Origin of the sequence: Rhabdochromatium marinum, assembly GCF_016583795.1 — a bacterium.
GTDB classification, from domain to species: Bacteria; Pseudomonadota; Gammaproteobacteria; order Chromatiales; family Chromatiaceae; genus Rhabdochromatium; species Rhabdochromatium marinum.
The window spans coordinates 1-19275 of sequence record NZ_NRRS01000008.1; the positions used below are offsets into that span (position 1 = coordinate 1).

The 19275-nt window shown below is 59.8% G+C and carries 14 protein-coding genes; 7 read left to right on the plus strand and 7 right to left on the minus strand.

Annotated elements, in window-relative coordinates:
* From CKO36_RS03985 to CKO36_RS04005, 5 genes are all read left to right on the plus strand, one after another.
* On the plus strand, positions 1-717 hold a 717-nt coding region (locus tag CKO36_RS03985; protein WP_200280868.1), incomplete at its 5' end, for an HNH endonuclease.
* 64 nt (positions 718-781) lie between these two features.
* A complete protein-coding gene (locus CKO36_RS03990; RefSeq protein WP_338053417.1) occupies positions 782-1882 on the plus strand; it encodes an agmatine deiminase family protein in 1101 nt (366 codons plus the stop codon).
* A complete protein-coding gene (gene mnmA / locus CKO36_RS03995) occupies positions 1879-3024 on the plus strand; it encodes a tRNA 2-thiouridine(34) synthase MnmA (protein ID WP_200280870.1) in 1146 nt (381 codons plus the stop codon). Before CKO36_RS03990 ends, mnmA begins: the two co-directional genes overlap by 4 nt.
* A gap of 21 nt (positions 3025-3045) precedes the next feature.
* Positions 3046-3675 (plus strand): high frequency lysogenization protein HflD, encoded by a 630-nt coding sequence (gene hflD, locus CKO36_RS04000; protein WP_200280871.1) that lies wholly within the window; start codon positions 3046-3048, stop codon positions 3673-3675.
* A gap of 17 nt (positions 3676-3692) precedes the next feature.
* Positions 3693-7142, plus strand: coding sequence for an EAL domain-containing protein (locus CKO36_RS04005; RefSeq protein WP_200280873.1), 3450 nt, complete (start codon positions 3693-3695; stop codon positions 7140-7142).
* Positions 7143-7149: 7 nt separating this feature from the next.
* Here the strand turns inward: CKO36_RS04005 and mutS are convergent, their stop codons facing one another.
* Positions 7150-9768 (minus strand): DNA mismatch repair protein MutS, encoded by a 2619-nt coding sequence (gene mutS, locus CKO36_RS04010; RefSeq protein ID WP_200280874.1) that lies wholly within the window; start codon positions 9766-9768, stop codon positions 7150-7152.
* A gap of 83 nt (positions 9769-9851) precedes the next feature.
* Between mutS and CKO36_RS04015 the strand changes: the two genes are divergently transcribed.
* Both CKO36_RS04015 and CKO36_RS04020 read left to right on the plus strand, forming a co-directional pair.
* Entirely contained in the window at positions 9852-10406 is a 555-nt protein-coding gene (locus CKO36_RS04015) for a hypothetical protein (RefSeq protein WP_200280875.1), read from the plus strand.
* Positions 10407-10528: 122 nt separating this feature from the next.
* Complete coding sequence (locus CKO36_RS04020; protein ID WP_200280876.1) at positions 10529-11311, plus strand: spermidine synthase; 783 nt, start codon at positions 10529-10531, stop codon at positions 11309-11311.
* Between the two features lie 27 nt (positions 11312-11338).
* On the opposite strand, the gene CKO36_RS04025 is transcribed toward CKO36_RS04020, so the two are convergent.
* The 6 genes from CKO36_RS04025 to CKO36_RS04050 all read right to left on the minus strand — a co-directional run bounded on the left by CKO36_RS04025 (position 11339) and on the right by CKO36_RS04050 (position 19167).
* Positions 11339-12406, minus strand: coding sequence for a toxic anion resistance protein (locus tag CKO36_RS04025; protein ID WP_242469382.1), 1068 nt, complete (start codon positions 12404-12406; stop codon positions 11339-11341).
* Positions 12407-12456: 50 nt separating this feature from the next.
* Complete coding sequence (locus CKO36_RS04030; RefSeq protein WP_200280879.1) at positions 12457-13818, minus strand: RNA-guided endonuclease TnpB family protein; 1362 nt, start codon at positions 13816-13818, stop codon at positions 12457-12459.
* Positions 13796-14419 carry an IS607 family transposase gene (locus CKO36_RS04035; RefSeq protein WP_200280881.1) on the minus strand — a complete coding sequence of 208 codons (624 nt, stop codon included), beginning with the start codon at positions 14417-14419 and terminating at the stop codon, positions 13796-13798. The genes CKO36_RS04030 and CKO36_RS04035 overlap by 23 nt, the downstream gene beginning before the upstream one ends.
* Before the next feature lie 15 nt (positions 14420-14434).
* Positions 14435-15358 (minus strand): 5-bromo-4-chloroindolyl phosphate hydrolysis family protein, encoded by a 924-nt coding sequence (locus CKO36_RS04040; protein ID WP_200280884.1) that lies wholly within the window; start codon positions 15356-15358, stop codon positions 14435-14437.
* 192 nt (positions 15359-15550) lie between these two features.
* A complete protein-coding gene (locus CKO36_RS04045) occupies positions 15551-17170 on the minus strand; it encodes a hypothetical protein (protein WP_200280886.1) in 1620 nt (539 codons plus the stop codon).
* Positions 17171-17277: 107 nt separating this feature from the next.
* On the minus strand, positions 17278-19167 hold the full coding sequence (locus CKO36_RS04050; RefSeq protein WP_200280889.1) for a DUF1566 domain-containing protein: 1890 nt from the start codon (positions 19165-19167) through the stop codon (positions 17278-17280).
* Positions 19168-19275: the final 108 nt, after the last annotated feature.

Below are 19275 nucleotides of genomic sequence, written 5' to 3' on the forward strand. Positions count from 1 at the left end.
GGCGCAACGCAAGTACCGCTGGAGATCGAGCACATCCACCCCAGGAGCCGGGGCGGATCGGATCGGATCTCGAACCTGACGCTTGCCTGCCGACCCTGCAATCAGCGCAAGGGCCGTCAGCCCATCGAAACCTTTCTGGCCCGCGCTCCTGAGCGGCTCGCGCGGATCAAGGCGCAAGCCAAAGCGCCGCTCAAGGACGGCGCTGCTGTTAATACCACGCGCTGGGCGCTGTTCGAGGCGCTCAACGCGACCGGTTTGCCGGTCGAGACTGGCTCAGGCGGGCGCACCAAATACAACCGCACGCGGCTGGACATCCCCAAGACCCATGCCCTTGATGCCGTCTGTGTCGGCACTGTCGATCAGGTGCAGGACTGGAATCGCCCGGTGCTGGCGATCAAGGCCACCGGACGCGGCACCTACCGCCGCACGCGCACCTTCAACAACGGCTTCCCGCGCGGCTATCTCGTCCGCCATAAGCGCGTCCAAGGTTTCCAGACCGGCGATTGGGTGCGCGCCGAGGTGCCCAAGGGCAAACGGGCAGGCGTGCATGTCGGGCGTGTGGCGGTGCGCCGAACCGGATCGTTTAACATCCAGACCCAGACCGGAACCGTTCAGGGCCTTTCACACCGCTATTGCCAGGTGCTGCAACGCGCCGATGGCTATGGCTACGCTTTTCAACCGAAACCGACAACGGAGGATGCGAGACGGGCCGCCTGACCGCGCTACGCGCGGTGCGCTATCCCTCCCCGCCCTGAAGGACGGGGTTTCTCGCGCAAGACTGATGATGAATACCCTGCCCGCTGAGTGGGCGCCCCAGAGCGCGCTGCTGCTCACCTGGCCACATCCCAACACCGACTGGCGCGATCAACTGGACGCGGTGGAAGCGGTCTACATTGAGATCGTGCGCACCCTGTGCCAGTATCAGCCGGCCTTGATTCTGTGCCCGGACCGCCATTGGCAGACGCAGGTGGCCACCCGGCTGCGCGACGCCGGAGTGCCGGACGCACAGCTGCACTGGGCCTTGGCACCCAGCAATGACACTTGGACCCGCGACCATGGCCCGATCACCGTCGTGACCCCGAAGCAGCGCGCCGGCCTGATTGACTTCCGCTTTAATGGCTGGGGCGGAAAATTCGCCAGTCCCCTGGATGATCAGATTAACAGCGCCCTGCGCGCGCAAAGCCCGTTGGCTGACCACGATTGGCAGCGCAGCGAGCTGGTGCTGGAAGGTGGCGCCCTCGACAGCGATGGCGCCGGCAGCCTGCTGATGATGCGCCGCACCATCCTGGATCCCAAGCGCAATCCGGGTTGGAGCCAGGCGGCGATTGAACAGGAGCTGCGCCAGCGCCTTGGGACGCAGCACTTCCTGTGGCTGGAGCATGGCCAGTTAAGCGGCGATGACACCGATGGCCATATCGACACCCTCGCCCGCTTCGTCAATCCGCGCACCATCGCCCATGTCAGCTGTACCGATCCCGCTGACCCCGATTACCCGTCTATCCAGCAGCTGATCGAGGAATTGCGCGCGCTGCGGGATGCCGAAGGCCGGGCCTATCAGTTATTGCCACTACCCAGTCCCCAGCCGCAGTACGACGCTGACGGCCAGCGCTTGCCGGCCGGCTATGCCAACTTTGCGCTTATCAACGGCGCTGTGCTGCTGCCGGTCTATCAGGATCCAGCCGACCGCGAAGCCATCCACCGGCTGCAAGGAGCATTTCCGGAGCGCCGCATCCATCCCATTGACTGCCGCGCCCTGATCACCCAGGGCGGCAGCCTGCACTGCGCCTGCATGCAGCTGCCGGCTGCGGTGCACCTCGGCCCTGCTCTGCCCCCAGCCGCCCTGCCCCCGACGCCTCGACCCAGCTCCGCAGCGGCCGCATGAGTTCCCCCGCATCACAGCGCATCATGGTGGGCCTCTCAGGTGGGGTTGACTCCGCCATCGCGGCTCACTTGTTACTCAAACAGGGCCATCAGGTCGAGGCGTTGTTCATGAAGAACTGGGAGGAAGACGACGCGCCCGGCTACTGCGCGGCGGCGCAGGATCTAGCCGATGCCCAAGCCGTTGCCCAGCGGCTTGGCATTCCCTTGCGCACGGTGAATTTCGCCACCGAATACTGGGAGCGGGTATTTGCCTATTTTCTGGCTGAATACCGTGCGCTGCGCACGCCCAACCCGGATATTCTGTGCAATACCGAAATCAAGTTCCGCGCCTTTCTCGATCATGCCCACACCCTGGGCGCCGACGGCATCGCCACCGGCCACTATGCGCGCGTGCTCCAGACCCCCGAAGACGCCCGCCTGCATCTGGCCCGGGACGCCAACAAGGATCAGACCTATTTCCTGCATCGGCTCGATCAGCAGCAGCTTGCGCGCGCGCATTTCCCACTGGCCGATGTGACCAAGCCCGAAGTGCGAGCACTGGCCCAGCGGCTCGGCCTGGCCAATGCCGACAAAAAGGACAGCACCGGCATCTGCTTTATCGGTGAGCGGCGCTTTGCCGATTTTCTTGCCCGCTACCTGCCCCATAACCCCGGCCCGATTGAAACCCCCGCCGGCCGGATGCTGGGCGAACATCAGGGACTGGCCTACTACACCATTGGACAGCGCCAGGGACTCGGCATTGGTGGTCAGCGCGACGCCGGCGCGGCGCCCTGGTTCGTCGCCGCCAAGGACGCCGCACGCAATGCCCTGATCGTGGTTCAGGGCGGCCAGCATCCGCGCCTCCTGGCCTCCGGTCTGCATGGTGAACAGATCCACTGGATCAGCGGTCAGCCCCCTGGCCCAGTCCCCTTCGACTGCCAGTGTCGTCTGCGCCACCGCCAGCCGCTGCAAGCCTGCACCCTAATCAGTTACGATACCGCTGGCTGCCAGGTCACCTTCGCCACCCCGCAGCGCGCCATCACGCCCGGGCAATCTGCCGTCTTCTACCGCAACGACCGCTGTCTGGGAGGCTGTATCATCACCCGTGCCGAGTCACATCCAGTCGAAGCCCCCAACTCCGAACCGCCACTCACTGACCACTGATCATTGACAACTGACCACTACATGCAACACAGCGACCTAGAGCGCGTCACCGCCCTGGCCGGCCTGCATCAGGCCATCCATTGCGTCGAGCGCATCGCCAACCGAGGCTCCGTGGATGTCGAGGCCATGGAACCCTGTATTTACAGCCTTTTTCAGATCGATGCGCCTGATACTGCATCGGTTTATGGTCCGCCTGGAGCGGTCTGCCTCGGCATGCGCGCACTGATCAGACAGATCACTGGACAACCGCACCGCGACCTGGAACTGACCCGCTATCTCATCAACCTGCTGCGCCACGCCCGCACCCTGAGTGAGCAGCCGGATCAGCTCCAGCGCATCGGCATCGGCATCGAAATCACCGACGCCAAGCGCCAGCAACGCCCGCTGCTCGACGCTGAGGTGTTGGCCGCCCTGGCCGAACTCTATGGCGAAACGGTCAGCACCCTGGAACCCAGAATTCTGGTACACGGCAATCCGCTGTACCTGAAAAACACCGACAATCAAAACCGCATCCGCGCGCTCCTGCTGGCCGGCATTCGCGCCGCCATTCTGTGGCAACAGCTGGGTGGCAGCCGCTGGCAAATTCTTTTTGGACGCAAGCGCCTGCTGAGCGCCGCGCATGAGTATCTGTCGCGTCATGAAACAGCCTAACCTCCGGTAACCTCATCGTGTCTACCGCGCCGGTCGATACCCTCGCTCTCATCCTGGGTCCGCTGATCCAGAACTCGGCGCTGCTGCTGTCGCTGGCGATCCTATATAGTCTGTTCATTGCCCGTCGCCCGCGCCACAGCCTCGGCACTCAACTGCTCAATGGGCTGCTGTTTGGCAGCGCGGCCGTGATCGGCATGCTCTCCCCCCTGACCCTGGAACCCGGGGTCATCTTCGACGGGCGCACCGCTGTCGTCACCATGGCGGCGCTGTTTGGCGGCCCACCGACCGCCGCCGTCGCCTCTCTCATGGCGGTCGCCTATCGTTTGTGGCTCGGCGGCTCCGGTGTCTACATGGGCGTGGCGACCATCTTCACAGCCGCCGGTATCGGCCTCGGGGCCTGGGAACTGCGCCGGCGCGGATGGCTGCCACTGAACAAAGCCAATCTGGCGCTGCTGGGCTTCGTGGTTCACCTGGGGGCTTTCTTGTGGATCTTCCTGTTGCCCATGCCGGTGCGCGCCAATTTCCTGCACACGGTTGCCCTGCCCTACCTGCTGGTCCTGCCGATCGTGACCCTGCTGCTCGGACTTCTGCTCAAATCGCAAGAGCAACGCGCCGATGACGAACAGGCGTTGCGCGACTACCGCGCGCGCCTGCAAGAAGCCAAGCGGATCGCCGCCCTGGGCGACTGGTACTGGGATCTGCGCAGCAACACCCATAGCTGGCCGGAAGAAATCTTGCAGCTGTGCGGCCTTGATCCAGCCATGATGCTGGCCAAGCCGGCGCGGATCCAGGACGCTTTTACCCCAGCCAGCTGGCTCCATCTCCATAAGCGGATCAAGCAAGCCCGCGCTACCGGCGCTCCGTTCAAATGCGATCTGGAAATCACCAGCCGGGGGGCTCAATGCCGCTGGATCACCATGCGTGGTGAGGCGGTACGGGATCACAGCGGGCAGGTGACCAAGCTGCGCGGCACGGTGCAGGACATTACCGAACATCGGCGCATGGAAGCGGAATTGCGCGAACGCGAATACTTTTTTCGCGAATCGCAGCAGGCTGCGCAGATTGGTTCCTACAAGGCAGATTTTACCGCCAACCGCTGGGCTTCATCCGATGTGCTGGATCAGATTTTCGGCATCGACGTCAACTATACGCATAGCGTTGAGGGCTGGTTGAACCTAATCCATCCGGATGATCGCCCGCACATGGAACGCTATCTGCACCAGGAGATCCTCATCAAAGGCTGCCCTTTCAACCAGGAATATCGCATCGTCCGCCCCAAGGATGGCCAGATGCGCTGGGTGCTGGGTCTGGGAGAGGTTGCCACCGACCAGGATGGCAAGGTCGTCTCTCTGACCGGCACCATTCAGGACATTACCGAGCGCCGCAATGCCGAAACCCAGCTGCGTCTGGCTGCAAGCGTCTTTGCTCACAGCTTGGAAGGCATCCTGATCACGGATGCTGACAACCTCATCCTGGATGTGAATCCCAGCTTCACCCGCATCACCGGCTACGCAAAAGCCGAAGTGCTGGGATGTAATCCCAGCATCCTCGCCTCCAGGAAGCACGATCAGGCGTTCTATGCCAACCTGTGGCAGCATCTTAGGGAACAGGGTTCCTGGCACGGCGAGATCTGGAACCAGCGCAAAAACGGCGAGATATTCGCAGCCATTCTGTCTATTTCGACCGTATTCGACGCCAACGGCCACTTACAGAACTACATCGCGGTCATTATTGACAACAGCGAAAACAAAGCGCTGGAGGCCCAGCTCGAACACATTGCCTATCATGACCACCTCACTGGCGTACCCAACCGGCGCCTGCTGACCGATCGCCTTAGCCGCGCCGTCGCTCGCGCCCGGCGCAATAATCAACTGCTGGCGGTCTGCTACCTGGATCTTGACGGTTTCAAACCCATCAACGACAGCTACGGCCACGAAGTGGGCGACCACTGCCTGGTCAAAATTGCGGACAACCTCCGCAGGCTGCTACGCCAGGAAGATACCGTCGCGCGCTTTGGCGGCGACGAATTCGTCCTGTTGCTGACCGATCTGGCCCGCCTTGAGGATTGCGAGGAGCTGCTTGAGCGCATTCTGAGTACCATCCGCGCCCCATTTAAGTTGCAAGGAAGACAGCACAGAGTCTCAGCCAGCATTGGCGTCACCCTCTACCCACTGGATATTGATGACCCTGACACCCTGTTGCGCCATGCCGATCAGGCCATGTATCGCGCCAAGGAAGCCGGCAAAGATTGCTACCATCTCTATGATCCCGAACAGGATCGCCTGTTGCACGCCCGCCGCGACAAACTGCGTCAGATCACCCAGGGGCTGCAACAGGGCGACTTTATCCTCCACTATCAGCCACAGGTGGATATGATCAGCCGCGAAGTCACCGGCTTCGAGGCGCTGATTCGCTGGCAGCACCCAGAACAGGGCCTGCTCATGCCGGGGGCCTTCCTGGATGACATCGAGGGCAGCGAGCTGGAAACAACCCTGGGCGAATGGGTCATCGAAGCCGCCCTGCGGCAGCTTGAGCACTGGCAGGCGAGCCAGCTGAATGTCCCCATCAGCGTCAACATCAGTGCCGGGCACCTGTTGTGCAGTGATTTCGCCACCGATCTTCAGAAAACGCTCAGCGCCCATCCGCAGGTGGCCGCCGGGCAGCTGAAGCTCGAAATTCTTGAGACCGCCGCCATCAGTGACTTCGAGCAGGCCCGGAGCGTACTGACCGACTGTCGCGCTCTGGGCGTGCATTTAGCGCTGGATGATTTCGGCACCGGGTATTCCTCATTGGCCTACTTCCGCACCCTGCCAATTGATGTCCTGAAAATCGACCAAAGCTTCGTGCGCGACATGCTGCACGACGCCGGCGACATGGACATTGTCGAAAGTGTCGTCAATCTGTCCCATGCCTTCAAGCGCGCCGTGATTGCCGAAGGCGTGGAAACTCCAGCCCATGCCGCCGTGCTCACCTGGCTCGGTTGTCGCTTTGGCCAGGGCTACGGCTTCGCCCGTCCGATGCCGGCGGAGGCCGTGATTGACTGGTATCGGCACTGGACCGCCCAGCCTGGCTGGAGCGCCGAAGCTGACGACAGCTTGACCAGCGACCTGGCGTTGATGCTCAAGGTACAGAACTGCCGCTACTGGATCCATCATCTCCAAAATCTGCTTGAGCACCCACCACCGGACCTCCCTGGCGCCCAGTCAGACCCGCGGCTTAGCCGCTTCGATCAGTGGCTGTCCTCACCCGAGCGGTCGTACTGCCACGAACTCAACCAGTCACCCGGCGTCGCTGACCAGCATCAGCGACTGCGTCAGCTGGTTTTTGAGCTGCTTACGCACCTGCGCGCCGGTGACCCCGCCCCGGCGCAAGCCCGGTTACCGGAACTCCTGCATGCCCAGGAAGACCTGCTGATGGAGGTCAAGCGCGTCCTGGCGCCAGATGACATCCTGCCCCGCCGCCTGTAACCCGCCTTCAGGCGCGCGCGCGCGTCTGCAACTCGGCTTGTAATTCATAGATCAGCGCCAGCGCCTGACGGGGGCTGAGATCATCTGCATCCAGGCCGCTGAGCCGCTCAAGAACGGCGTGGCGCTCAGATGTGACGGAAGGCGCGGGAGATGCGACAGGAGGCGTCGCCAATGCGGCTGGCACTTCCGGTGCAAAGAGCGAGAGTTGCGCCATCTGGCGCTGTTCTTGGCGCTGACTCTGTGCTTCGAGCTGGCGTAGACGCTCGCGGGCGCGGGCAATGACGGGTGCCGGCACCCCAGCCAGCGCGGCGACTTGCAGGCCGTAGCTCTGATTGGCTGGCCCTTCCCGCACACTGTGCAGAAACACAATGCGCTCACCATGCTCAATGGCCTCAAGGTGCAAGTTGGCAATGCCGGGCTGTTCCTCGGGCAGACTGGTAAGCTCAAAGTAGTGGGTTGCAAACAGCGTCAGCGCGCGGATGCGCTGGGCCAGTTCCAGGGCGCAGGCCCAGGCCAGTGACAGGCCATCGAAGGTGCTGGTGCCACGACCGATCTCGTCCATTAACACCAGGCTCTGCTCGGTCGCGTTGTGCAGGATGTTAGCGGTTTCCTCCATCTCCACCATAAAGGTCGAACGCCCGCCGGCAAGGTCATCGGCAGCACCGATGCGCGAGAAAATACGATCAATCGGGCCGATGCGGGCGGCGCGCGCGGGCACGAAGCTGCCGGCATGCGCCAGGATGACAATCAGCGCCGTCTGGCGCATGAAGGTCGATTTACCGCCCATATTCGGCCCGGTAATCATCAGCATGCGGCGCTCGGCATCCAGACGCACGCTGTTGGCAACAAAGGGCGCGTCGCTGAGCTGCTCCACCACCGGATGACGGCCATCCTCGATCTCGATGCAAATCGCGGCACTCAGCTCCGGGCGCGTCCAGCTGAGACGCTCGGCACGCTCGGCCAACGTGGCGATCACATCTAGACTGGCCAGGGCGTGGGCCATGCATTGCAGCGCCTCCAGATGCCGGGTCAGTTCGGCAAGCAGGTCTTCATAGAGGGCTTTTTCGCGCGCCAGCGCGCGTTCGCGCGCGCTAAGCACCTGATCTTCGAAGCGCTTCAGCTCGGGGGTAATGTAGCGCTCGACACCCTTGAGCGTCTGACGACGCTGGTAATCATCAGGAATCTTGTCGGCCTGGGCGCGGCTGATTTCGATGTAGTAACCATGCACGCGGTTATAGCTGACCTTGAGCGCGGCAATGCCGGTGCGCGTGCGCTCGCGCCCTTCGAGATCCAACAGAAACTGATCAGCATGCTGGGCCAGGTGGCGCAATTCATCGAGCTCCTGATCATAGCCGGGTGCCAGCACGCCCCCGTCGCGAATCAGCATGGGCGGTTGTTCGATCAACGCGCGCTGGAGGCGCGCTTCAACCTCGGGATGCTCGCCGAGGTCGCCATTGAGTTCAGTCAGCAGCGGACTGTCCAGATCGCCGAGGCCGCGATGCAGCTCCGGCAGGCAGCCGATGGCGTCGCGCAGGGTGGCGAGGTCACGCGGGCGCGCCGAGCCAAGCGCCACGCGCGCCAGAATGCGCTCCAAATCGCCGATGCTGGCCAGAGTGTCGCGCAACGCCTCGAACCGAGCGGTTTCCAGCAGGGTGGCAATGGCATCATGGCGCCAGCGAATCGACTGGACATCGCGCAGGGGACGGGTCAACCAGCGTCGCAGCAGGCGTGCGCCCATAGCGGTGCAGCTGTTGTCCAGCACCTGGATGAGGCTGTGCTGTTCCTGACCCGACAGGGTTTGGATGAGTTCCAGATTGCGTTGGGTCGCGGCATCGAGTATCACCGCCTGGTCGCGATTCTCCACCGTCAGCCCGCGCAGATGCGGCAGCGCGCTGCGCTGGGTATCCTTGACGTAGTGCAGCAGACAGCCAGCCGCGCCGATGGCCAAGCGGAGTTCGGCACAGCCGAAGCCGCTCAGATCACGGGTGCCGAATTGCTCGCTGAGCTGCCGAGTGCCCGTGTCCGGGTCAAAATGCCAGCGCGGACGCCGGGTCAGGCCGCCGCTGTATCCCAGCCGGTGATCGAGCTTGCTGTCTTCGTCCAGCAGCAGCTCGGCCGGTTGCAGACGTTGGAGTTCGGCGCTCAGCGCCTCCTGGCCGCTGAGCTCCAGCACCGTGAAACGACCGCTGGCCAATTCCAGCATCGCCAGCCCAAACTCCAGGCTGTCGCTGGCCTGCGCATCCAGCGACTCGGCAATGGCACAGAGCAGATTGTCGCGCCGCTGATCGAGCAGCGCCTCATCAGTCAAAGTACCGGGCGTGACGACACGCACCACTTCGCGCGCCACCGGCCCCTTACTCTTGGCCGGATCGCCCGTTTGTTCGCAGATGGCCACCGACACCCCTTGCCGCACCAGCCGGGCCAGATAGCTTTCGACCGCGTGATAGGGCACACCAGCCATCGGGATCGGCGCTCCAGCCGATTGCCCACGCTTGGTGAGGGTGATATCGAGCAGCTGCGCAGCACGCTCAGCATCCTCAAAAAACAGCTCGTAAAAGTCGCCCATGCGGTAAAACAGCAGCATATCCGCATACTCGGCTTTGATGCCCAGGTATTGCTGCATCATGGGCGTGTGCTGTGTTGAGGTGATTTTAGGCATCGGCGATGATTATCTCGTTCGTTATCTCAAGATCCAGGTAAAATCCGCGCATGAAATACAAGCTTCCCCGCACGTACAAACTCTTGCTGTCGCTCGCGCTGGTGATCGGCCCCATCAGCTGGCTGATGTTCACCGAGGATGGCAAGCGCCGCAGTGATCTGGTGTTGCTGCATATTCTGGGCGATCCCAGCTTTAATATCGCCTATGACCGGCTCACACCCGGGGTGAGCGAGGCGCTGATTCGCGAGCAATTTCCTAAGGTCGAGTTTCAGTGCGAGGCGCTGCGCACCGCGCTCGGGGACCGATTGTGCGCCGCCGAGATCGCATCCTTCAATGGCTTGCCGGCGCGCTCAGCGCAGCTGTATTTTGCCGATGAGCACCTGCGGATGTTGCAACTGGGCTACCGCTTACGCTATCACGCGACGCTGGAGCAATCCCTGCGCGAGGGGCTGGGCACTCCGCGCGAGGAATCCACCGGGCAGCAACCGGTGCTGATCTGGACCACCGAGGCCGGCGGACAAATCATGCTGCCGGCCGAATCACCCAGGGCACCGGCTGATGCGGCGCTGATCTGGTTGGCCGCGCCGCATGGAGGAGCCGGCTGATTATGAGCGCATTTCCGGGCACTCATCTTTCCGTTACCGCCACGCCTCGGGTTAGAATAGTGGCCGACACGATCTGAGAGCAAAGCATAACCGAGCAAACGGCTGCAACGACCGGAGGATGGATGATGTTTCTAATCAAAAAACTGGCGCGAGCCCTGCTGATGCTGTTCATCTGGGGGCTGGCCGGCGGGGTTTTCGGCGCTGTGCTGGTATCGATGCGCCACATGCTGGGCGATCTTGGTTTTGAGGGCTGGTACCCGCTGCTGATTGGTACCTGTGCCGCCGCGATGACGGTGGCAACGCTGTACAGTGCCATGTTTGTGGCATTGGTCGGAGCCGCCGCCGGTGTGCTGGCCTCCATCGCCTATCTAATGCTCTACTCGCAGGTGGTTGATCTGCTGATTATCTCCGCCGTCGCTGCGGGCGCGGGCCTGATTGCCGGGCTGTTTTTCAACCGTGGCCCACAGGCCAATGCACGCGCCTTTGGGGTGACAATGACCGGGTTACTGGCTGGAGCCGGGGCTGGGTTGACCATTGCCATCGCCTTGCAGCTCTATACCCAAACCATTGATCCCATGGTGGTGGTTGCTGGCGTGGTGGCGTTGGTGGGCACCCTGTTTCAGCTCAATCATCGTTGGCTTGAGTATGGCTGTTCCGGCTGGCCCTGGACGCGCCTGGGCGGCCCGCTGGTAGCCGCCTGGATCGCTGGTATTGTTGGTGTCGGCGTCTGGCTGATGGTGGGCAGCGCATCCACTGAGCTGACCTGGGACATCAGCGGCCGCTTCGATTATCTGCTCGAACAGATCCCGCTCGGTGTGATGGGCGGCGCTGTGGGCGGCGCTGTAACCGGACTACTGTTGGAACTGCTCGGCTTCGGCCTGGCCGACGAGCGCCACGACCTCTAAGACTGGCCAGGCGCAGGCGCATCGGCATCAACCGCTGCCGGTGGCGGATGCTTTGCTCAGCGCCTGGCGCAGATTGCTCTCCAACTGGGTTAGTTCCTGATTGGCGGCAGCGCGTGCCTGCCGGCCCTTGTCAGCAATCGTTAAACTGTCCTCAATGGTCGCAATCAGCGCCTGATTAGCGGCCTTGACGCTTTGAATATCAAAAACTCCGCGCTCGATCTGGGTGCGGGCCTGGGCATTGGCCTGCTTGAGATTTTCGGCATTGGCCATTAACAGATCATTGGTCAGATCCGTGGCGGCCTTGACCGTCTCCGCCGCGCGCCCGGAGCGGTAAATGGTAATGGCCTGGGCGAGCTGCTGCCGCCACAGCGGCACAGTATTGACCAGGGTGGAGTTGATCTTGTTGATCAGGCCCTTGTCGTTTTCCTGCACCAGGCGAATGCTGGGCAGTGCCTGCATGGTGACCTGGCGGGTGAGGCGCAAATCATGCACGCGGCGCTCCAGGTCATCGCGCGCCCCGCGCAGATCGCGCAGATGTTGCGCCCGCACCATATCCTCGCTCTGACTGACCTCAGCCTCCAGCGCCGGAATGGTGTCCTGATCCAGCTCGGCGAGCTTGGCGTCCCCTGCGGCAATATAGCGCTCCAGCTCGCGGAAATAGTCCAGATTGGCGTCATAGAGCCGATCGAGTGAGACCACATCGGTCATCAGCCGGGTTTTGTGCCGTTCCAAATCCATACTGATGCGCTCGATCTGATCGCGCACCTGCTCGTATTCTTGCAGAAATTTCCGCACCTGCTTGCCCTTGCCAAACAGACCGGCCAGCAGGCCGCGCTTGGCATTGGGATCCAGGGCTTCGACATCAAAGCCGCGCAGTTTCCCCACCATGGTATTCAGCGCCTCACCGGCGGGGCCGCTGTCCTTGATGCGCACGCCTTCAAGCATCTGTTCGGAAACGCTGCTGAGCTGCTGCTGCGCCTTGGCACCAAAGTGCAGGATCGACTGGCTGTCACTCAGATCGAGTTCGGCCAGCAGGCGCTTGATGTCGGCCGGGGCTGGCGCCAGGGGCTGTTGTTGGGTAGTGGCTTCAGTCATCGGGCGGTGAATTGCTGCTCCAAATTTCATACTCGGAAGTGCTCATTTGGTTATTCGCTCTCCGTTGATAACGCCATTGCTGGCGAGCAACTGGAGTCCTGGTTGAGCAGTCCCAACCGGAGGCGCTCAGTTCGTTCCAACAAGATCGCCTTCACCCGCTTGAACGGCGTGAACCGATCAATATCAGGATCAAACAACCTAGCCAGCACGTTTCGCGCAGCGTTCTGATCGGCCTGCAACACAACCCCGTCGGAACAGTAAAACCGATCCCCCTGGCGTTTGCCGAGTAGGCATCCGTTGCGGGAATCCATTTGCGATGTGTAGGCAGGATTGACCAGAACGACCGTAGAACCTCTAAGGTGTGAAACACGATCAAGTGCTTCGGCAATAACACCTTTCGTCCAGCTTGCCAGCCGACGATTGACGTTCTTGCCGAAGGACTTGCCCGCCATCGGGGCGGTTAAATCTTCTGCCGCGATCACGGCGGCTTTGTCGACGACCTGATGGACGGATTGAAACACGATGTCGCGAATCTGGGCATGGGTCTTGTCCATCTGCCGATTGATTTTTTTGCGACCGAGATTGAACTGACGAATGTGCTCGCGTTTGTGCGGGTTGCGGGTCTTGTTGGCGAGCGCGCGCAGTTTGGATCGACGCTGGTACTTCGCCTTGAGTCGGTCGGATTGCTCGGTCAGGATGGTGCCGAGTTCCTGACCATGGTGTTCCCCATCTGAATCGACCAACACCTCGGAATAGCCTTTGTCGATTCCCAGGGTGCGCGTGCCGCAATCCTGTTGGGTCTCGACATCGACGGTGGTGTGAACCTCAATATGGTCATCGTCTTTGATGATGACGCGCAGGGTGCCTGTCGGCGCGACTGTGGTGTTGAGCGGGATGGCGATGCGCTGACCTTTAACCAGGCTGGGAATTTTGATCCAGGCGCGTCCGCCCAGTTGAAAGGTGGTGTAGTTATCTGAACGGACGATGATCTGGTTGTGGGTGTGATTGTGTCCGCGCTTCCAGTGTTCGCGCATCACCCGGCGCAGGTAGGCATTTTGCACCCAGTCGTTGCCTTTGAGCGCGGTGAATAGCCGTTTTTGCTCCGCCTTGTCATTCGTGTGCCGCCAAATACAGCGCCTCGCCTTGACCTTGGCCGCTTCCATGTTGGCGGTGATGTCGCCCTTGGCATCGCGCAAGGTTTCCTTCCAGGCATTGACTAAGACGAAAAAATCGCGCTTATCTTTTAGCCATTGATCACGAATCTGACGATCCGAGCGATTCACACCTTGAATTGAGCCAAAGCGTTGCCAGACCTCGGAGCGCACTTGACCCAGTCGCCGGGCTTGTTCTCGCAAAGCCACGACTTTGCCCTTGTTGGGCTTTTTCGCATTAAGGATTCGGGTGACTTTCATTGTCTAATGCTTCTTTCAGTTGCTGACGATAATTTCTCAAGCCATCGAGCCTTGAAGAAAAACAATGCACAATCGTCATTAAATCTTGCACCATTTCTTGTTCTGGCGAAAGGCGCTCTTGATTCAATACCAAAATTTCGCATCCATGGGTGTTCGCATAATGCTCGAACCAATCAAAACCAAAACGAGTGAGCCGGTCGCGATGCGCCAAAATTAATGTTTTAATTTCGCGGCGGCCCACCGCATCCATTAACGCTAAAAAGCGTTTTCGCTTAAAATTCAAACCGCCACCGACTTCCTCGATAAATTCAACATTTGCCAATCCTTTCGCCACAGAAAATTCTTCCAACACACGGCGCTGATGGGCTAAATCCGGTCTTTGTGCGGCGGATGACACTCGGCAATAGGCAACGTGTCGCGTTGGAATTTGAGACGATTGTAATCCAAGAAATTCTTGAATTTGCTCTTCAGTGTAAAGACGGCGATTGCTATCCGTGCGAGCGACGGGAATCAGTCTGCCTTCCCGCTCCCATCGCTGAACCGTTTTTACTGTTACGCCAAGCAGTTTCGCCGCTTTTCCCGTTGATATAGTGCTTTTCATATACCTATTTTGGTATCAAAAAGCACCTTTATCAAGACTAGAGTATACCTCCTGCTCAAGCTGTTTCTGTAGCACTTCAATCTGGATATCAAGGTCCGTCACATCCGTCTGGGTCAAGCGCTGACGCTGATGGGTGAATTGCTCTTCGATGGTCACCAGAACGCTGCGAAAGCGCTGTTCAAGCGCCTGCGAGTCGGCCTGGCGTGCATGGCGATGAGTGCGGACATACCCATTCGACACCTGCTCGGCGCCTTCGAGAAAGACGGTCAGAAAACGCCGGGCGCGGTGCAAATCGGCCGGCCGCTCGGCAATCTGCGCCAGAATCTCGCGCCCCAGTGCCGCAATGCGCGCCAGGCGGGTGCGCAGCTCCGGATTGCCCAGCGCGCCGGCGGCCTGTTCGATCTGAATCAGGCGCCCTTCCGCCGCCGCCAGTGCCTCTGCCACCAGGCGCGAGTCGCGATCAGCCGCCTCCAGGCGCTCCCCGCGCCGCCAAGGCTGCATGCCGTAGGTCAGAAAAAAGCCGCTGCTGGCGACCAGGGCAAAGGCCACACCAATCGGAAGCCTATAACCGGCGCCGGCAATGGCCGTCACCGCCGTTGCCACGCCCACCAGAACGCCAGCGACATTGAGCCACGGGAGTTGCAGGCGCCGGGAGAAGCGTCGTTGTGGTTGGGCGATGGCAATGGTATAACCCGCCCGGGCCAGAATGGCGGCACTGGCAAAGAGCACATAGGCCAGGGCATCGGCGGCAAAGGCGTGCAGATGCCCGGCGATCAGACTGACAAAGGCGGATGGAATCAGCGGTGTGGTTGCCAGCCACAGTAGCCACAGGCGCGGCCCCTCAGCTGTACGTCGCTCGCGCCAGCGCAGCCAGCTGTGCCGTGCGCCATCCACGGTTTGCTGCACATCCGTGCTAATGTCGTGAAGATCCAGTGGCATTCGTAGAGCAGGCTAGCACGCGCTAAAACACGAAAATTGACTGGCAGCTCAGCAAGCTGAGCGTTGCATACAGCAGCACCGCCCCGAGAAACCGCAGCCCGGCACTCGGGCGGCGCACAGCCGGTGGAGTGGCTGGCGAGGCGGCTGGCAGAGCGTCGGTTTGGCCCGCAAGGGGCTGGGATGCCCGCTGGGTCATGCGAGCGCAAAATCAGATTTTTTGAGCTTCATTTTCTCTTTGCAGCGCGGACATCTCAGCAGTAACTCGGACTTTTCTTTAAAGATTGATGCTGGCGCCTTCCATTTTTTGCTGCAATGCGGACAGCTACCGGAAATCGATTCCGCTGCATTGTTCGTGTCCTGCGGCGGCTGTTGTTCAGCGGGTGGTGGTGCTGTTTTTTCGCCTTCCTCTTTACCTTTATCTTCGTCTTTGTCCTCGATTTCTTTGCTGTCGGACTCAGAGGAGGGGGCTGTTGGTTCTGTTGGCGATTCTGGTTCTGACTCTGGTTCAGCTGGTGGTTTTAGTTCTGACTCTGGTTCAGCCGGTGGTTCTGGTTCTGACTCTGGTTCAGCCGGTGGTTCTGGTTCTGACTCTGGTTCAGCCGGTGGTTCTGGTTCTGACTCTGGTTCAGCCGGTGGTTCTGGTTCTGGCTCTGACTCTGGTTCAGCCGGTGATTCTGGTTCTGACTCTGGTTCAGCCGGTGGTTTTGGGTCTGACTCTAGTTCAGCTGGTGGTTCTGGTTCTGACTCTGGCTCCGTCGGTGGCTCGGATTCCATTAGGAAGTCGGAGTCCATTAAGAGGTCAGAGTCCATCCAGGCATCGGATTCCGTTGGCGGCTCAACCACCAGCTCTGGCTCCGGCTCCAATTCTGACTCCAGTTCCAACTCGGGTTCCGATGACAATTCAGGTGCTGAGGCTAGTTCCTGATCCAACAGCAGCTCTGACTCTGGCTCCGGCGCTGACTGTGGATCAAAGGAGGCGGATTGTGAATCCGAAGTTGAGGAATTTTCCTGGCGGCAGGTCGATGAAAACAGCGTGCCGCATTGAGCGCACTTCATGGTCACAGTTAAGTTTTCCCGGAATACATCCGGGCTAACCTTCCACGAAGCACCGCAGCCAGGGCAATTTCCAGCGACCAACTGCTCGGTGCCTTTAGGTGGCAAAACGCTCTCTTTCTGCTCCTTCCAGAAAAAAAGGTGATGACATTTTGCACACACTAAATTTTTTGCTTCCGATAGATACAAGGACCGCTTGGATACAGCCCATTGCTCGCCACAATGCGGGCAGGTTCCTCTAACCTGAGCGGATAATTTGGAGAAAATTTCCCTAGCCGCTTTGGTCTTGGTCAGGTTAATGTTTAATGAAACACCGCCGCTGCTACCAATTAACCCAGACAGCGAGGCATTCGCCACCTCATAATCCGACTGTTCCTCCAACAACTTCCGATCAATCTCGGAAAGCAAACGAATTGAAAACTGAGCACTCTCAAGCATTGTTTGATTAACACCCTGGGTCTGGCCAGCATCGTTTTCGTCAGCAGCCCCAGCCCCCAACCGCTCATCAGCCTGGGCATCGACTGAGCCAACATTATCGTCATCAACAGCGACTAGAATCGCATCGACCGGGCCGGCATAATTTTCACCGGCTGCTATGATAACGGTGTCGATGGCTCCAGCGATATTTTCGTCCTGCTGTAGCCTCAGCGCATCCACAGGGCCATCATTGGATTCATCAGCGACTGTGATGGGAGTATCATAGCGTCCATCATCATCTGTAGCCAAAACTTCTGTATACGTGCCTGTCGTTTCGCTCATATCAGACTTCCCGGGGAGGATTGATGGGCATTTGGCACCAACGGGAGACGCCAAATTTAAGTATCACATTAGGTATGACGTTGGGATCGGGAGCCGGATTAGTCAGGTCAGGGCACGATACTCCCGTCGCTCCCAATGGTTCCCGTGATACTCCCGAATACCGGACTAGCGCCAGCAACAGGAATGGAAGCACCGAAGGCGGTGGCGGTTTCTGCATAACCGCGCATCACTCCGGTATCGCCACCGAAAGTGAAGGAGAAGTTACTGACCGCCCCCAGCAGAGTCACCAGATAGCCGTTGATGGTGAAGCGCAGCCCGTCAGACACGAAAGCAACGGCGTCGATGGCCAGGCCAGAAGGCAGAATCACAGTGGTGGCCTGGTTGTCGATTAACTTGATCGAGCCGGCTAAGTTGGGGCTGAGGGTGTAGGTGTCCTGGCCACCGAAGTCAAGATAGCGCGTAGTGGTGTTGGCGATGCCGGTCAGTTCGAGTTGATCGTCATCAAGACTCAGATAGGTGGTCGTGACAGCCGGATCAGCCTCTGTGAAGTTGGCGGTGACAGAAAGCGTGCTATCGACTGTAAGAAAGCAGTCGGCAATACCGGTGCAAGCACCGCCCCAGCCGTTGAATTGCCAGCCAGAATCGGGAATAGCGGTCAGGATGACTGAGGTGGCTTCGATGTAACGGGCCAAGCAGTCACCGGGGCAGGTGATTTGGTTGTCGGTACTGGTCACGGTACCGCTGCCGTTAACGGATAACGACAAAAGACTATAAACCTGTCTATCACGCACTAACCGAACATAGGGGTTTCCGAACTTAGGATAGTCGCCGTCGCCCCCGCTACCGAAGAACAGGTACCATGCGTAGTCTGAATTGTAGGCATCTGGCGAAGCTGACCAAAACCATGCTGAAGGTGTATTTGGAAACGAATTACCATTTATTGCCGGATTGTGACAGCGCATTTCAACCAGCGATGATAATTCCTTGAGATTTGGCAGGCGCCAGTCCGTATAGCCAGCAAAGTTCGACAACGGCGCCAATTCCAAGGCCTGCTGCCATGTATAGGTTGCGGCTGTGCCAGAAGAACAATCCGTGCCACTTAATCCTTCAGCGCAGCGTTTCCACATTAAGCCGGTGATGCCATCGGTGACCGTGCCATTGTCATTGATAACATAGCGCCCATCGGGGGCCGTAGCCGGGATGGCGTCATTGCAAACTTGGTTTCCAACGGCTTGATAGCTGCCAAGCGGAGTTGTTTGTCCGCCGCGCACCAGCCGCACGTGGTTGCCATGGTCCTTGGTGTCGTAGCCGTCGTAACCAAGGTCGAAAGCCAGGAACCACGCGTAGTCTGAATCGTAGGCATCTGGTGAGGCTGACCAAAACAAAGGGACAGAAGAAAACGAAGTGTTTGGAAAGTAACTATCATCAATACTCGGACTGTATCGATCATAGCTCAAGATGGAACGCAGTTCCTCGCGTTTCGGCAGGCGCCAATCGCTAGCACCACAAAGCCCTTGGGCATTGACGGCATTGACGAAGCCCTGGGTGTCGCAGTCGCTGCCCTCGCAGACCCCGCTGTTCTGAGTGCCGGTGTTACCGCCATTGCTGGTAGGATCAGGGTTGTACCAACTGTAGTTCCAGTCACGGTCTCTGAGTCCACCATCATCCGTTTTAACCTCCCAGATCAGACCAGTGACATTATCACGCACACAGTTCCATGCGGTCGCCGTGGCAGGTAGATCGGCCCCATTCGCGTCGAGCTTGGTGAAACTGAAGCCGGCATGGCCGTCAATGGGATCATCGTTGGTTGCATCGCGCCCATACTCAGCGTCTTGGCCGGAATAGCCGGCAACAGGGCAATCGACATTGTTACTCCCGGCATCCCCACAGCGGACAATGCCGGTGTCGTTGAGAGACGCTGCAAAAGCAGTTGAGGCAACTAACCAAGCGGCAGGCAGCACAAGGGCGGCTGTTGTCAAACGAAGGTGAAATGGCATGGGTTATCTCTAGGGCGACGAACAAGGGATGGCTCCTCTTTGGTAAACAATCCTCCGGGACTGGACAACTAAGCGTAACCCAGATGGCGGCTGCTTATGCTGCCCTAA

What these genes read in the sequence shown, in the direction of transcription:
- CKO36_RS03990 (WP_338053417.1), top strand. Translation starts at nt 782, where the DNA reads ATGATGAATACCCTGCCCGCTGAGTGGGCGCCCCAGAGCGCGCTGCTG.
- mnmA (WP_200280870.1), top strand. Translation starts at nt 1,879, where the DNA reads ATGAGTTCCCCCGCATCACAGCGCATCATGGTGGGCCTCTCAGGTGGG.
- hflD (WP_200280871.1), top strand. Translation starts at nt 3,046, where the DNA reads ATGCAACACAGCGACCTAGAGCGCGTCACCGCCCTGGCCGGCCTGCAT.
- mutS (WP_200280874.1), bottom strand. Translation starts at nt 9,768, where the DNA reads ATGATGCAGCAATACCTGGGCATCAAAGCCGAGTATGCGGATATGCTG.
- CKO36_RS04015 (WP_200280875.1), top strand. Translation starts at nt 9,852, where the DNA reads ATGAAATACAAGCTTCCCCGCACGTACAAACTCTTGCTGTCGCTCGCG.
- CKO36_RS04020 (WP_200280876.1), top strand. Translation starts at nt 10,529, where the DNA reads ATGATGTTTCTAATCAAAAAACTGGCGCGAGCCCTGCTGATGCTGTTC.
- CKO36_RS04025 (WP_242469382.1), bottom strand. Translation starts at nt 12,406, where the DNA reads ATGACTGAAGCCACTACCCAACAACAGCCCCTGGCGCCAGCCCCGGCC.
- CKO36_RS04030 (WP_200280879.1), bottom strand. Translation starts at nt 13,818, where the DNA reads ATGAAAGTCACCCGAATCCTTAATGCGAAAAAGCCCAACAAGGGCAAA.
- CKO36_RS04035 (WP_200280881.1), bottom strand. Translation starts at nt 14,419, where the DNA reads ATGAAAAGCACTATATCAACGGGAAAAGCGGCGAAACTGCTTGGCGTA.
- CKO36_RS04040 (WP_200280884.1), bottom strand. Translation starts at nt 15,358, where the DNA reads ATGCCACTGGATCTTCACGACATTAGCACGGATGTGCAGCAAACCGTG.
- CKO36_RS04045 (WP_200280886.1), bottom strand. Translation starts at nt 17,170, where the DNA reads ATGAGCGAAACGACAGGCACGTATACAGAAGTTTTGGCTACAGATGAT.
- CKO36_RS04050 (WP_200280889.1), bottom strand. Translation starts at nt 19,167, where the DNA reads ATGCCATTTCACCTTCGTTTGACAACAGCCGCCCTTGTGCTGCCTGCC.